Here is a 14786-nt window from a genome sequence, read left to right as displayed (position 1 = left end):
CCCGCCCCGGCCTGTCACGGCCGGGAAATCCGGGGGTGGCCCCCGGAAGAGGGGCGGGCGTACGGAGGGGGCGGGACGGAACCCGCCCCCTCCGTCATGAGTCAGCTGCCTCAGGAGACGCCGAGCTCCTTGGCATTCTTCTTGAGGTCCTCAAGACCACCGCACATGAAGAACGCCTGCTCCGGGAAGTGGTCGTACTCGCCGTCGCAGATCGCGTTGAACGCGGAGATCGACTCGTCGAGCGGCACGTCCGAACCGTCCACACCGGTGAACTGCTTCGCCGCGTGGGTGTTCTGGGACAGGAAGCGCTCGACACGGCGGGCACGGTGGACGACGAGCTTGTCCTCCTCGCCCAGCTCGTCGATACCGAGGATCGCGATGATGTCCTGGAGGTCCTTGTACTTCTGCAGGATCCCCTTGACGCGCATCGCGGCCTGGTAGTGGTCCGCCGCGATGTAGCGGGGGTCCAGGATCCGGGACGTGGAGTCCAGCGGGTCCACGGCCGGGTAGATGCCCTTCTCCGAGATCGGACGGGAGAGCACCGTCGTCGCGTCGAGGTGGGCGAAGGTGGTGGCCGGGGCCGGGTCGGTCAGGTCGTCCGCGGGGACGTAGATCGCCTGCATCGAGGTGATCGAGTGACCGCGGGTCGACGTGATGCGCTCCTGGAGCAGACCCATCTCGTCCGCCAGGTTCGGCTGGTAACCCACCGCGGACGGCATACGGCCGAGCAGGGTGGACACCTCGGAACCGGCCTGGGTGAACCGGAAGATGTTGTCGATGAAGAAGAGCACGTCCTGCTTCTGCACATCGCGGAAGTACTCCGCCATGGTCAGACCGGCCAGGGCGACCCGCAGACGGGTCCCCGGGGGCTCGTCCATCTGGCCGAAGACCAGGGCGGTCTTCTCCAGAACGCCCGACTCTTCCATCTCGTCGATGAGGTCGTTGCCCTCACGCGTACGCTCACCGACACCCGCGAAGACGGACACGCCTTCGTGGAGGTTGGCGACACGCATGATCATTTCCTGGATCAGCACGGTCTTGCCGACACCGGCACCACCGAACAGACCGATCTTTCCACCCTTGACGTACGGGGTGAGAAGGTCGACGACCTTCAGGCCGGTCTCGAACATCTCGGTCTTCGACTCGAGCTGGTCGAACGCCGGAGCCTTGCGGTGGATCGCCCAGCGCTCGGTCTTCTCGTTGTTCGCCTCGGGGTGGTTCAGCACCTCGCCGAGGGTGTTGAACACCTTGCCCTTGGTGAAGTCGCCGACCGGGACGGTGATGCCCTTGCCCGTGTCGGTCACCGGGGCCTGGCGGACCAGACCGTCGGTGGGCTGCATCGAGATGGTACGGACGACGCCGTCACCCAGGTGCTGGGCCACTTCGAGGGTCAGCGTCTTGAGGGCGCCTTCCTCGGCGGGGTCCGCGACCTCGACGTGCAGCGCGTTGTAGATTTCCGGCATCGCGTCGACGGGGAACTCCACGTCGACGACCGGGCCGATGACCCGGGCGACGCGGCCCGTGGCAGTGGCCGTCTCAACAGAGGTGGTCATTACTTGTCACTCCCCGCGGTCGCGTCGGCCAGGGCACTCGAGCCACCGACGATCTCGCTGATTTCCTGGGTGATTTCGGCCTGGCGGGCCGCGTTGGCAAGTCGGGAGAGCGAATTGATCAGGTCTCCCGCATTGTCGGTCGCCGACTTCATCGCCCGGCGGCGGGCCGCGTGCTCGGAGGCGGCGGCCTGCAGCAGGGCGTTGTAGACCCGGCTCTCGACATAGCGCGGCAGCAGGGCGTCGAGGACGTCCTCCGCCGACGGCTCGAAGTCGAACAGCGGCAGGATCTCGCCCTTGGCCGTGTTCTCCTCCGTCGCCTTCTCAAGGCTGAGCGGCAGCATCCGGTTGTCGACCGGCGTCTGCGTCATCATCGACACGAACTCCGTGAAGACGATGTGCAGCTCGTCGACTCCACCCTCCGAGGTGTCCTTGCGGACGGCCTCGATGAGCGGGGCGGCGACCTTCTTGGCGTCCGCGTAGTCCGGGCTGTCCGTGAACCCGGTCCACGAGTCCGTGACCTTCAGCTCACGGAAGCCGTAGTAGGCGACACCCTTGCGGCCGACGATGAACGTGTCGACCTCCTTGCCCTCGCCGCGGAGCCGCTGCGTGAGCTTGTCCGCCGCCTTGATGGCGTTGGAGGAGTAGCCGCCGGCCAGACCGCGGTCGCTCGTGATGAGCAGCACCGCGGCACGGGCCGGGTTCTCCGCCTCCGTGGTCAGGGGGTGCTTGGTGTTCGATCCGGTCGCCACCGCCGTGACCGCGCGCGTGAGCTCGGTCGCGTACGGCGTGGAGGCCGCCACCTTGCGCTGCGCCTTGACGATGCGCGAGGCGGCGATCATCTCCATCGCCTTGGTGATCTTCTTCGTCGCGGTGACGGACCGGATGCGACGCTTGTAGACCCGGAGCTGCGCTCCCATGAGTCAGGTCCCTTCCGTCGTCACTTCGAGACGTTGACGGTGGCCGGGGCGTCCTCGCCGAGCAGCTTGCCGTCGTGCGTCTCGAACTGCTTCTTGAACGCGGCGATGGAGTCCGCGACCTTGGTCAGCGTGTCGTCCGACATCTTGGCGCCGTCGCGGATCGAGGCCATCAGACCGGCCTCGTCGCGGTGCAGGTACTCCAGCAGCTCGCGCTCGAAGCGGCGGATGTCCTGGACCGGGACGTCGTCCATCTTGCCGGTGGTGCCGGCCCACACGGAGACGACCTGGTCCTCGGTGCGCATCGGCTGGTACTGCGCCTGCTTCAGCAGCTCGACCATGCGCTTGCCGCGCTCCAGGGCGGACTTCGACGCGGCGTCCAGGTCGGAACCGAAGGCGGCGAACGCCTCCAGCTCGCGGTACTGGGCGAGGTCCACGCGAAGACGGCCGGAGACCTGGCGCATCGCCTTGTGCTGGGCGGAGCCACCGACACGGGAGACCGAGATACCGACGTTCAGGGCCGGGCGCTGACCGGCGTTGAACAGGTCGGACTCCAGGAAGCACTGGCCGTCGGTGATGGAGATGACGTTGGTCGGGATGAACGCCGAGACGTCGTTGGCCTTCGTCTCGACGATCGGCAGACCGGTCATCGAACCCGCGCCCATGCTGTCGGAGAGCTTCGCGCAGCGCTCCAGCAGACGGGAGTGCAGGTAGAAGACGTCACCCGGGTAGGCCTCACGGCCCGGCGGGCGGCGCAGCAGCAGCGACACGGCGCGGTAGGCGTCGGCCTGCTTCGACAGGTCGTCGAAGATGATCAGGACGTGCTTGCCCTCGTACATCCACTGCTGGCCGATGGCCGAGCCGGTGTACGGGGCGAGGTACTTGAAGCCCGCCGGGTCGGACGCCGGGGCGGCGACGATGGTCGTGTACTCCAGGGCGCCGGCCTCCTCCAGCGCGCCGCGCACGGACGCGATGGTGGAGCCCTTCTGGCCGATGGCGACGTAGATGCAGCGGACCTGCTTGTTCACGTCGCCGGAGCGCCAGTTGTCGCGCTGGTTGATGATCGTGTCGACGGCCAGGGCGGTCTTGCCGGTCTGGCGGTCACCGATGATCAGCTGACGCTGGCCACGGCCGATCGGGGTCATCGCGTCGACGGCCTTGTAGCCGGTCTCCATCGGCTCGTGGACCGACTTGCGCTGCATGACCGTGGGGGCCTGCAGCTCCAGGGCGCGGCGGCCCGAGGTCTCGATCTCGCCGAGACCGTCGATCGGGTTGCCGAGCGGGTCGACGACGCGGCCGAGGTAGCCCTCGCCCACGGCGACCGACAGCACCTCGCCCGTACGGCTGACCGACTGGCCTTCCTCGATGCCGCTGAACTCGCCGAGGATGATCGCGCCGATCTCGCGCTCCTCCAGGTTCAGGGCGAGACCGAGCGTCCCGTCCTCGAACCGCAGCAGCTCGTTCGCCATGGCCGAGGGAAGACCCTCGACCTTGGCGATGCCGTCGCCGGCCACGCTGACCGTGCCGACTTCCTCGCGCGAGGCCGCGTCCGGCTTGTACGACTGGACAAAGTTCTCCAGCGCGTCCCGGATCTCCTCCGGCCGGATCGTGAGCTCCGCCATCTGGGTTCCCTGCTCTCCTTGTTGGGCCCGAAGTTTCTTACTGGGGGTCTGGGGGCCGACCCCCAGGAATCTTCTGCAATCTCTGCACGGCCCAACCGGGCCGCTGGTACTACTCGGTGCTTCGTGTGAAGCGGTTGTTCGGTCGCCGGCCGGAGCCGGCGCCTCCCGTGGTCAGCCGGCCATCCGCCGCGTGGCGTCGTCCAGACGCTCCGCGACCGTGCCGTTGATCAGCTCGTCGCCGACGCGTACCGAGATCCCGCCGACGACCGTGGGGTCGACGTCCAGGTTCAGGTGCATCTGGCGGCCGTACAGCGCGGCCAGCGCGGCGCCGAGGCGCTGCTTCTGCTGGTCGCTGAGGGGGACCGCCGAGGTGACGATGGCGACCATCCGGTCCCGGCGCGCGGCGGCGAGCTTGGACAGGGCCTCCAGGCCCCCTTCCAGGCTACGTCCCCGGGGCGCGGTGACCAGCCGGACGACCAGCCGCTCGGTGACCGGTTCGGCCTTGCCGCCGAGCAGACCGCGCAGCAGCTCCGCCTTGGCGGCCTTGCCCGCCGCCTTGTCGGTCAGCGCGGCCCGCAGGTCCTTGTTGGAGTCCACGATCCGGCCGAAGCGGAACAGCTCGTCCTCGACGTTGTCGAGGGCGCCCGCCCGCTGGGCGGCGGTGAGCTCGGCGGTGTTCGCCAGCTCCTCCAGGCTGTCGACCAGGTCGCGGGAGCCCGACCAGCGGGACCGGACCATGCCGGAGACCAGGTCGGCGCTCTCGCCGCCCACCTGGCCGGCCAGCAGTCGACCGGTCAGCTCGGCCTTGGCCTCACCGGGCTGCGCCGGGTCGGTCAGGACCCGACGCAGGGAGACCTCGCGGTCGAGCAGCGCGGTGACGGCGGCCAGCTCCTCGGCGAGCTTCGCCGCGTCGACCGAGGTGTTGTCGGTCAGTGCGTCGAGGGACTCACGCGCGGTGGCCAGCGCCTCGCGGCTCGCTCCGTTCATCGGGCGGCCTCGGCCTTCTGCTCAAGGTCGTCGAGGAAACGGTCGATGGTCCGGCTCTGCCGGGCGTGGTCCTCCAGGGACTCGCCCACCAGCTTGCCCGCGAGGTCGGTCGCCAGCTTGCCGACGTCCTGGCGGAGCGCGGCGGACGCGGCCTTGCGGTCGGCCTCGATCTGGGCGTGACCGGCCGCGATGATCTCCTCACGCTGCCGCTGGCCCTCGGCCTTCATCTCCGCGATGATCGCGGTACCCTGCTCGGTCGCCTCCTGGCGGAGTCGGGCGGCCTCGTGGCGGGCCTCGGCGAGCTGCGCCTTGTACTGCTCCAGGACGCTCTCGGCCTCGGTCTTCGCCTCCTCGGCCTTCTCCATACCGCCCTCGATGGCTTCCCGACGCTCTTCCAGAACCTTGTTGATGTTCGGGAGGAGCTTCTTCGCAAGGAAGAAGAAGACGATGGCGAACGCGATCAGGCCGACGATGAGCTCGTCCAGATGCGGAATGAGAGGAGGCTGCTCCTCCGCTGCCGCGATAGTGAGCTGAGCGATCACATCAGTGCCTTCCGTGAAAAGAGATAGGGCTGTCGGTCGGCTTACTGGAAGACGAAGCCCATGACGATGCCGATGAGGGCGAGCGCCTCACAGAAGGCGAAACCCATGATCTGGTTGGTACGGATCAGGCCGGCCGCCTCGGGCTGACGGGCGAGGGCCTGGGTGCCGTTACCGAAGATGATGCCGACGCCGATGCCGGGGCCGATGGCGGCGAGGCCGTAGCCGACAGCGTTGACGTTGCCGGAGACGGCGTTCTCGGCGGCGAGGGTCTGGAGAGCGGACATGCCGGTTCTTCCTTCTCTTTCAATGTCCCGGTGGGGGTTGGCCACCGGACGACTGCGGATCTGGAGGGGAGGGGAGGCTCAGTGGTGCTCGGAGAGCGCGCCCTGGATGTAGCTGGAGGCCAGGAGGACGAAGACGTACGCCTGGACGGCCTGGATGAAGAGCTCGAAGACGATCACAACCATGACCATCACGAACGAGGCGCCGGCGTAGGCGATGCCGATACCGCTCATCAGGTACCAGGTGGCCAGCGAGAACATCACGATCAGCATGTGGCCGGCGAACATGTTCGCGAACAGCCGGACCGCGTGCGTGAAGGGGCGGATGATCAGGTTGGAGAAGAACTCCAGCACCATCACCAGGGGGAGGATCGGCCCCAGGTTCTTGTCGTAGCCGAGGATGTTCTTCCAGGCACCTGCGAAGCCGTGCTTCTTGAAGGTGAGCGTGACCCAGGTGACGTAGACGACCAGTGCCAGACCCGCAGGGAAGGCGATCAGTGACGTGACCGGGAACTGGGCGAGCGGAATGATCGACCAGAGATTCAGGATCCACACGAAGAAGAACAGCGACACCATCAGCGGGACGTATTTTTCGCCGTCCTTCTTGCCGATGATCTCGTAGACGACGCCGCGGCGGACGAAGTCGTACCCGGCCTCACCGACCATCTGGAGCTTGCCGGGGACCAGCTTCGCCTTGCCGAAAGCGGCCCAGAAGAAGCCGACGACGAGGATCGAGCTGATGAAGGCCAGCAGCATCGGCTTGGTGAACTCAAAGCCGTTGACCGTGAAGATCGGCTCATACAGGAACGTGTGCAGGCCCGGAGCTGGGAACCCGCACCCGGAGAAGAGCTGACAGTTCGGGTCGAAGGCGAGCATCTGGGGGTCAGCACTCACCGCGGGCTCCTTCAGCGTGGCGCATGGGTACGGCAACCTCGTTGTGTCGGCGCGGCGCACGGCCGCGGTTCGGCACTGGACTGGTGTTTCGGATGTGAGGGCGGCTGGCGGGCATGGAGCCTCGCGAATGAGCAGGCGTCAGCTCAGATGCCCGCGCCCGCTGTGCCGCAGTAGTTGGCACCGGACGATAGCAGGATCGCGAACGGCTCTTTATACCGCCCCTACCCTTCACGAGGACGAGCCCGCCTTCTGGGGCTTCTCGCCCTTCGAGGACTCGGGTTCGACATACACGATCTTGGCCTTCATGAAGCCGCGCGCCTGCGCCGCGACCCAGACGATCGTCGCCGCGAGCAGCGTGAAGGCGAAGGCCTTGAAGTCGAACGCGCTGGTGTCCTTGAGCAGGGCCATCAGCATGAAGAGCAGCAGCAGCTGCGCCATGTAGAGCATCAGCCCCATGGCCTGGAACAGGTGCGGGAGTGACTTCGCGGTCCGCTGGAGGACGAACATGCCGATCCCCATGAAGCCGATGACCACCACGGTGCCGACGACGGCCCCGAGCGCACCCTTGCCGCCGGCCACCACGGCGCTCACCACGGCGGCTACAAGGCCGGTGGCGGCTGTGGGTACGGCGGTTTGAAGGAGTGTGCGGACGTCGTTGGACGGCATGGCGGCAGCTCCGCTTCCTGGGAAATGGCAGTGGTGTGTCGTCATGGACGAGCGTAATCCGGATCCGAGTCGGGTCCTCGGGGCCAAATGACCGTCGCACTACGGTCCTTCAGCGCTGTCGCCGGTTCTCGTGAACCGTATCACAAACTATTTGAAGAGACCTTTACCCAGGTGTGTGCCAACTATCACACATGAGAGCGAACGCGCGCGTGTGTGCAGAGATCATGCAGCGGAATGCGGTCATCGCCCCGGAAAGGGCCGATCGTCACCCGGGAGTGCCGGCCTTGCGCCGTTCCGGCAGACGCGAACGGGCGCCCACCGCCGTCGCCCCGTTGACGCCCGGCGGGAGCGGAGCCGCCTTCACGGCGGCCCCATCGGCCCCACGGGGCCCGTCCGCGCCCTCGGCGGGCTCCGGGGACCCCGGGGCCCCGGCGGCCTCCACAGCGGGCCCGGGGCGCCGGTAGCGCGGCGGCACGAACCGCTCCGCCCAGCGCGGCGCGCGCGGGGTGAACCGGGGCAGCAGCAACAGGACGAGACCCAGCGCGCTCAGCCCCGCGATCACCATCACGATCCACAGCGCGGTGGAATTCACCGAGTACCCCACCACGCCGAACGCGAACAGCGCGGACCAGAAATACATGATCAGCACCGCTCGGCTGTGCGAGTGACCGATCTGGAGCAGCCGGTGGTGCAGATGCCCCCGGTCCGCGGCGAACGGCGACTGCCCGTTCCAGGTCCGGCGGACGATCGCCAGCACCAGGTCGGCCAGCGGAATCGCGATGATCGTCAACGGCAGCAGCAGCGGGATGAAGACCGGCAGGGCCGCGTGCGCGGTCTGCGCGGAACCGTCCTGCGCGAAGATCCGCATGGCGTCCATGTCGACATTGCCGGTGATGGAGATCGCCGAGGCGGCGAGCACCAGACCGATCAGCATCGACCCCGAGTCACCCATGAAGATCCGCGCGGGATGCATATTGTGCAGCAGGAAGCCCAGGCACATTCCGATGAGAATGGCGGTGAAAAGCGTCGCCGGGGCGGCGGCCTGAATTCCGTTGCCGACCCAGATCCGGTACGCGTAGAGGAAGAACGCGGCCGCCGCGATGCAGACCATGCCCGCGGCGAGGCCGTCGAGCCCGTCCACGAAGTTCACGGCATTGATGGTGATCACCACCAGGGCCACGGTGAGCAGGGTGCCCTGCCAGTCAGTGAGCGTCACCATGCCGACGCCGGGGACCGGGATCCACAGGATCGTCAGACCCTGCATCACCATCACGCCGGCGGCGATCATCTGCCCGCCCAGCTTGATCAGGGCGTCGATCTCGAACTTGTCGTCCAGGACCCCGATGATCCAGATCAGGGCGGCGCCGGAGAGCAGGGCGCGCGGCTCGTTCGACCATTCGAAGACGCTGCGCAGATTGGTGAGGTGGTCGGCGACGAGGAGGCCCGCGCACATGCCGAAGAACATGGCGATGCCACCGAGCCGCGGAGTCGGTTCCCGGTGCACATCACGTGCGCGGATCTCGGGCATCGCGCCGGTCGCGATGGCGAACTTCCGCACGGGCCCGGTGAGCAGAAAGGTCACCGCGGCCGTGACACAGAGCGTCAGCAAATAATCACGCACGGACTCGCCCCACAGGAATCGCCGGCCATCTGAATCTCCATCTCAATCCCCACACCCTAGCCGCGACGGCCACCCGGGTGAGGACATGAGTGAGGACACCCGCGGGCGCGCTGTGGTTGCGCCGACAGCGTCCGCCACGGGTACGGCGGAAATCTACCGGCAAGATCACGGGCGCGGGCACGGACCCTCCCCGCTTCCACCATTCCTCCCCTGCGCCCGCCCCAGGCAGGGCCCGGAAGGGCCGGGAAGGGCCGTAGAGGCCGCCAGGACGGCGGCGCGGCCCACAGGCGCGTGATCGGGCCCCGGAGTGCGCGCCGGCCCGCTCACGGGCGGTCCCGCCCAGTGGTGAACGCGGGGGCCCGGGCGCCGGGCCGTCAGCGCTCGGCCGACGTCCCCGTCATCGCGGTCAGCACCGGGTCGAGCGCCTGGTTGATCTCGTCACCGATCGAACGGAAGAACGTGATCGGCGCTCCGTACGGATCGTGCACCTCGTCCGCGTCCTGATCCGGGGCGAGCAGCCACCCGCGCAGCGCCGCCGCCGCCCGCACCAGGGCGCGCGCACGCTCCACGACGCCCTCGTCCCGGGGGTCGGGCAGGGTCGCGGGGTCGATCGCGCGCACCAGCCGCGTGAACTCCTTCAGCGTGAACGTCCGCAGCCCCGCCGAATGCCCCATCGAGATGACCTGGGCCCGGTGGTCCCGCGTCGCCGTCAGCACCAGATCCGCCCGGATCACATGCTCGTCCAGCAGCTCCCGCCCCACGAAGCCGCTCGCGTCCGCGCCGAAATCGGCGAGCACGACCTCCGCGTTCGCCTCCATCGGGGCACCCTCGTGCCCCCAGGTGCCCGCGCTCTCCACGATCAGCCCGCAGGTCACCGGGTCGCCGAGCCGGTCGACCAGGGCCTGGCGGGTCAATCGCTCGGTGATCGGCGAACGGCAGACATTGCCGGTGCTGACATGGAGGATTCTGAACGTGTCGCCGACGGCATCCGCGCCTATGCCACGCCCCTCAGGGGCGATCAAGGGGCCACCTCAAGGTCGGGTACGACCTTGCGCAGCTCCTCCGCGTCGAGCGCGCCCGCACGCAGCAGGACCGGCACCTCACCCGTCACATCGACGATCGAGGACGGCACGATGCCCGGGGTCGGCCCGCCGTCGAGGTAGACCGACACCGAGTCGCCCAGCATCTCCTGGGCCGCGTCGCAGTCCTCCGGCGAACGGTGTCCGGTGAGGTTCGCCGACGACACCGCCATCGGGCCGACCGCCATCAGCAGCTCGATCGCCACCGGATGCAGCGGCATCCGGACCGCGACCGTGCCCCGGGTGTCCCCCAGGTCCCACTGGAGCGAGGGCTGGTGGCGGGCGACCACGGTGAGCGCGCCCGGCCAGAAGGCGTCGACCAGCTCCCACGCCGACTCCGAGAAGTCCGTGACCAGGCCGTGCAGGGTGTTCGGGGAACCGATGAGCACAGGGGTGGGCATGTTCCGGCCCCGGCCCTTGGCCTCCAGCAGATCGGCCACCGCCTCGGAACTGAAGGCATCCGCGCCGACGCCGTACACGGTGTCGGTGGGCAGCACGACCAGCTCACCACGGCGTACCGCCGACACGGCCTCACGCAGGCCGGTGGCGCGGTCGCTCGCGTCGTTGCAGTCGTATCGCCGAGCCATCAGTGGGCCTCCCTCATCTTTGTGCTCGGTTCCCCTCCGGGGCGCCCGAGCGTGCGTCGATCGTGCCCGCCCTGTCTGCGGGCCCGGTTCGCCTCCGGCGCACCGCCGAAGCGCGAAGGCGTCGGATCACTCGCGAAGGGGGGCACCGTACCGAGGCGGGGGGATCGTTCGCAGCGGGTGCGCCCGTTCGGGTCAATCGCGGAGGTGTTCCGGTCGCTCGCGGAGCCGTCGGTCGGGGTGTGCGGGGACATCAGGGGGTCGCCTTGCGGGCCGTCGCGAAGCGGGGGCGGTTGTTCAGGTCCGGGTGGTCGGCGGCGTCCGCCCAGCCGGACTCCTCGTTGAAGATCCACGGGACCTGGCCGCCCTGGGTGTCGGCGTGCTCGATCACGACGAGGCCGCCGGGCCGCAGCAGCCGGTGGGCGGTGCGCTCGATGCCGCGGATGGTGTCGAGGCCGTCCTCGCCGGAGAAGAGCGCCATCCCGGGGTCGTGGTCACGGGCCTCGGGCGCCACGTACTCCCACTCGGTGAGCGGGATGTACGGCGGGTTGGAGATCACCAGGTCGACCTGGCCGTCCAGCTCCGGCAGCGCGGTCAGGGCGTTGCCCTGGTGGACGGTGACCCGGGAGCCCTGGGCGTTCTTGCGGGTCCATTCCAGCGCGTCGTCGGAGAGTTCGACGGCGTGCACCCGGGACCTGGGCACCTCCTGCGCCATGGCGAGGGCGATGGCCCCCGAGCCGGTGCACAGGTCCACGATCAGGGGTTCGACGACGTCCATGGCGCGTACCGCGTCTATGGCCCAGCCGACGACGGACTCGGTCTCCGGGCGGGGCACGAAGACACCGGGGCCGACCTGGAGCTCCAGATAGCGGAAGAAGGCCCGCCCGGTGATGTGCTGGAGCGGTTCACGCGCCTCGCGGCGGGCGACGGCCTCCCAGTAGCGGGCGTCGAAGTCCGCGTCCTTGACGGTGTGCAGCTCCCCCCGCTTCACCCCGTGGACGAACGCGGCCAGTTCCTCCGCGTCGAAACGCGGGGACGGCACGCCGGCGTCGGCCAGCCGCTGGGTGGCCTGGGCCACCTCGGCAAGCAGCAGGTTCACTGGTCCTCCACCCGGGTTCGTACGTCAGTTGCTGCGCGGGACTGTGGTCACTGGGCGGCGGCCAGCTTGGCGGCCGAGTCCGCGTCCACGCACGCCTGGATGACGGCGTCGAGATCGCCGTCGAGCACCTGGTCCAAGTTGTACGCCTTGAAACCCACCCGGTGGTCCGAAAGACGGTTCTCGGGGAAGTTGTACGTACGGATCTTCTCGGACCGGTCCACGGTGCGGACCTGGCTGCGGCGGGCGTCCGCCGCGTTCTTCTCGGCCTCCTCCTGGGCGGCGGCGAGCAGCCGCGACCGCAGGATGCGCATGGCCTGCTCCTTGTTCTGGAGCTGGCTCTTCTCGTTCTGGCAGGAGGCGACGACACCGGTCGGCAGATGGGTGATCCGCACGGCGGAGTCGGTCGTGTTGACGGACTGGCCGCCGGGCCCGGAGGAGCGGTAGACGTCGATCCGCAGATCGTTGGCGTTGATCTCGACGTCGATCTCCTCGGCCTCGGGGGTCACGAGGACACCGGCGGCGGAGGTGTGGATCCGGCCCTGGGACTCGGTCGCGGGCACGCGCTGCACGCGGTGCACCCCGCCCTCGTACTTCAGCCGGGCCCAGACGCCCTGGCCGGGCTCGGTGGCGCCCTGGCCGCCCTTGGTCTTCACCGCGACCTGGACGTCCTTGTAGCCGCCCAGCTCGGACTCGGTGGAGTTGATGATCTCGGTCTTCCAGCCGACGCGCTCGGCGTACCGCAGATACATCCGCAGGAGGTCGCCGGCGAAGAGCGCGGACTCGTCGCCGCCCGCTCCGGCCTTGACCTCCAGGATGACGTCCTTGTCGTCGCTGGGGTCGCGCGGGACCAGGAGCAGCCGCAGCTTCTCCGTCAGCTCGTGGCGCCGCTGCTCCAGCTCCTTGACCTCGGCCGCGAAGTCCGGGTCGTCGGCCGCCAGCTCACGCGCGGTGTCGATGTCCTCACCGGTCGACTTCCAGGAGCGGTAGGTGCCGACGATCGGCGTCAGTTCGGCATAGCGCTTGCTGAGCTTCCGCGCGTTCGCCTGATCGGCGTGGACGGAAGGGTCGGCGAGCTGCTTCTCCAGATCGGCGTGCTCACCGATCAGATCCTCGACCGCCTCGAACATCGAATGGCTCCTGTGTCGTACGAGGTTTTCCGCGGGACGGCTGGACGCCGGACCGCCTGGGGCCCCGGAACCCCAGCTTCTGCTGGCGGGACGGCAAAGCGCCGGTCCCGGCCGCACCCCGTGGGGGCAGCCGTGGACCGGCGCAGTTGGCTCGCTACTTCTTGGAGCCGGCGGCCTTGCCGAAGCGGGCCTCGAAGCGGGCCACACGGCCACCGGTGTCGAGGATCTTCTGCTTGCCCGTGTAGAACGGGTGGCACTCGGAGCAGACCTCGGCACGGATGGAGCCGCTGCCGATGGTGCTACGGGTGGTGAACGACGCGCCACAGGTGCAGCTGACCTGCGTCTCGACGTACTCGGGGTGGATGTCGCGCTTCAAGGTGTCTCCTAGGTTCGGGAGGGCGCCGGGTCGCGGGGGCGGATTGCCTGCGCGTGAACCGGGGCCGACGTACCAGTCTGCCAGGACCGGCCGTATCTCCCAAAACCGGGGTGACCTCCGTGCTATTCCCCGGCCCCGCCGCCGGCCGCCCGCTGCTGCCGGGCGGGGGCGGTGCCGTCCCGTACGACCGAGCCGGCGTCGCCCTTGTCGCCCGCGGAGTCCTCCAGCGCGGCGGGCGGGATCGGCCGGTCCAGGGCGAGCGCGGACCACACCTGCTGGGCGGCGCCCCGGAGCGGGATGACGCGGTTGGGGTCGATGGGGTCGTACTCGACGGGCATGGTCACCATGTCCACGTCCTTGGCGTCGAGCCCGCTGAGCCCCCTGGCCAGGCCGGTCAGCTCGCCGATGGAGTCCAGCTCGGAGTCGGGGGTGATCGCCTTCGTGGCGGTGTCGGCGATGTCGAGGAGCTTGGCGGGGTTGGTGAGCACGCCGACCTCCTGGACCTGGCCGATGAAGGCCTTCATGAAGGCCTGCTGGAGCTGGATGCGGCCCAGGTCGCTGCCGTCCCCGACGCTCTTGCGGGTACGGACGAGGCCGAGCGACTGCTCGCCGTCGAGGGTGTGGGTGCCGGGGGCGAGGTCGAGACGGCTCTTCGTGTCCTTGATCGGCTTGTCGGTGGTGATCTCCACCCCGCCGAGGGCGTCGACGAGCTTCTTGAAGCCGGTGAAGTCGACCTCGATGTAGTGGTCCATGCGGATGCCGGACATCCGCTCGACGGTCTTCACGGCGCAGGCGGGGCCGCCGACCTCGTACGCGGTGTTGAACATGACACGGTTCTGCGACGGGACCGTCCGGTCGTCCGCGTCCAGGCACTCCGGGCGGGTGATGAGGGTGTCGCGCGGGATGGAGACGACGCTGGCCTTCTTCCGGCCCTCGTGCAGGTGGACCACCATCGCGGTGTCGGCGCGGGCGCCCTCCTCGTCGCCGCCGTATCCGGCGTTCTCGCCGGCCCGGGAGTCGGAGCCGAGGAGCAGGATGTCGAGGGACCCGTTGTCGACGTCGTCGGGCCGGTCGGTGCCGAGCCGGGCGTTGATGTCGATGCCGTCGAGGTTGCCGTCCAGCTTGAGATAGACGTACCCCGCTCCGGCGCCCCCGGCGAGCAGCGCCCCGACCAGGGACCAGGTGGCGAACCGGCCCGCTCTGCGGCCCGTGGACGGCCCCTTGCGCCGCCGGCCACGGCTGCCGCCTATTCGGCCGCCGCTGCTGCTCTGCTCGCCCATGGTCTCCTCGGTCCCGTCCGTGTGGCCGCTTCCCCTTGTCGCACCGATCAGGAGCGGTAGGCCCACCCTGTCAATTTTTGCTCCGCCACCGGGGAGACGGCGAGGGGAGGGAAAGGGTTGCACGGGTGACTGAGAACCCACTGAGAGAGAGATGGCTACGC

At 68.9% G+C, this 14786-nt stretch carries 15 protein-coding genes; all 15 read right to left on the bottom strand.

Annotated features, from left to right (window positions below):
- Nucleotides 1-110: 110 nt before the first annotated feature.
- Nucleotides 111-1553 carry a F0F1 ATP synthase subunit beta gene (gene atpD, locus SYYSPA8_RS10455; RefSeq protein WP_323446752.1) on the bottom strand — a complete coding sequence of 481 codons (1443 nt, stop codon included), beginning with the start codon at nucleotides 1551-1553 and terminating at the stop codon, nucleotides 111-113.
- A complete protein-coding gene (locus SYYSPA8_RS10450; RefSeq protein ID WP_323446751.1) occupies nucleotides 1553-2470 on the bottom strand; it encodes a F0F1 ATP synthase subunit gamma in 918 nt (305 codons plus the stop codon). The genes atpD and SYYSPA8_RS10450 overlap by 1 nt, the downstream gene beginning before the upstream one ends.
- Before the next feature lie 20 nt (nucleotides 2471-2490).
- Nucleotides 2491-4089, bottom strand: coding sequence for a F0F1 ATP synthase subunit alpha (gene atpA / locus SYYSPA8_RS10445; protein ID WP_323446750.1), 1599 nt, complete (start codon nucleotides 4087-4089; stop codon nucleotides 2491-2493).
- Between the two features lie 171 nt (nucleotides 4090-4260).
- Complete coding sequence (locus SYYSPA8_RS10440) at nucleotides 4261-5076, bottom strand: F0F1 ATP synthase subunit delta (protein WP_323446749.1); 816 nt, start codon at nucleotides 5074-5076, stop codon at nucleotides 4261-4263.
- A complete protein-coding gene (locus SYYSPA8_RS10435) occupies nucleotides 5073-5618 on the bottom strand; it encodes a F0F1 ATP synthase subunit B (RefSeq protein ID WP_323446748.1) in 546 nt (181 codons plus the stop codon). The genes SYYSPA8_RS10440 and SYYSPA8_RS10435 overlap by 4 nt, the downstream gene beginning before the upstream one ends.
- 41 nt (nucleotides 5619-5659) lie before the next feature.
- Nucleotides 5660-5902, bottom strand: a complete 243-nt coding sequence (atpE, locus tag SYYSPA8_RS10430; protein ID WP_323446747.1) for an ATP synthase F0 subunit C — start codon at nucleotides 5900-5902, stop codon at nucleotides 5660-5662.
- Between the two features lie 78 nt (nucleotides 5903-5980).
- On the bottom strand, nucleotides 5981-6793 hold the full coding sequence (gene atpB, locus SYYSPA8_RS10425; RefSeq protein ID WP_323446746.1) for a F0F1 ATP synthase subunit A: 813 nt from the start codon (nucleotides 6791-6793) through the stop codon (nucleotides 5981-5983).
- 228 nt (nucleotides 6794-7021) lie between these two features.
- Nucleotides 7022-7459 (bottom strand): hypothetical protein, encoded by a 438-nt coding sequence (locus SYYSPA8_RS10420; protein WP_323446745.1) that lies wholly within the window; start codon nucleotides 7457-7459, stop codon nucleotides 7022-7024.
- 265 nt (nucleotides 7460-7724) lie between these two features.
- On the bottom strand, nucleotides 7725-9080 hold the full coding sequence (locus SYYSPA8_RS10415) for an MraY family glycosyltransferase (RefSeq protein WP_323446744.1): 1356 nt from the start codon (nucleotides 9078-9080) through the stop codon (nucleotides 7725-7727).
- Between the two features lie 374 nt (nucleotides 9081-9454).
- Entirely contained in the window at nucleotides 9455-10102 is a 648-nt protein-coding gene (locus SYYSPA8_RS10410; RefSeq protein WP_323446743.1) for an arsenate reductase/protein-tyrosine-phosphatase family protein, read from the bottom strand.
- Nucleotides 10099-10746 carry an L-threonylcarbamoyladenylate synthase gene (locus tag SYYSPA8_RS10405; RefSeq protein WP_323446742.1) on the bottom strand — a complete coding sequence of 216 codons (648 nt, stop codon included), beginning with the start codon at nucleotides 10744-10746 and terminating at the stop codon, nucleotides 10099-10101. Before SYYSPA8_RS10405 ends, SYYSPA8_RS10410 begins: the two co-directional genes overlap by 4 nt.
- Before the next feature lie 250 nt (nucleotides 10747-10996).
- The gene (gene prmC, locus SYYSPA8_RS10400) at nucleotides 10997-11842 is read right to left on the bottom strand and encodes a peptide chain release factor N(5)-glutamine methyltransferase (protein WP_323446741.1); all 846 of its coding nucleotides are present in this window, start codon (nucleotides 11840-11842) and stop codon (nucleotides 10997-10999) included.
- A 47-nt stretch (nucleotides 11843-11889) separates the two neighbouring features.
- On the bottom strand, nucleotides 11890-12969 hold the full coding sequence (gene prfA, locus SYYSPA8_RS10395) for a peptide chain release factor 1 (protein WP_323446740.1): 1080 nt from the start codon (nucleotides 12967-12969) through the stop codon (nucleotides 11890-11892).
- A 154-nt stretch (nucleotides 12970-13123) separates the two neighbouring features.
- Nucleotides 13124-13345 carry a 50S ribosomal protein L31 gene (rpmE, locus tag SYYSPA8_RS10390; protein ID WP_323446739.1) on the bottom strand — a complete coding sequence of 74 codons (222 nt, stop codon included), beginning with the start codon at nucleotides 13343-13345 and terminating at the stop codon, nucleotides 13124-13126.
- Nucleotides 13346-13467: 122 nt separating this feature from the next.
- Complete coding sequence (locus SYYSPA8_RS10385) at nucleotides 13468-14625, bottom strand: LCP family protein (RefSeq protein ID WP_323446738.1); 1158 nt, start codon at nucleotides 14623-14625, stop codon at nucleotides 13468-13470.
- Nucleotides 14626-14786 lie beyond the last annotated feature (161 nt).

It is taken from the genome of Streptomyces yaizuensis, from assembly GCF_034961445.1.
Classification (GTDB): Bacteria; Actinomycetota; Actinomycetes; order Streptomycetales; family Streptomycetaceae; genus Streptomyces; species Streptomyces yaizuensis.
The sequence above is the reverse complement of the archived record's forward strand: the minus strand, read 5'-3'. Positions and strand labels throughout refer to the sequence as shown.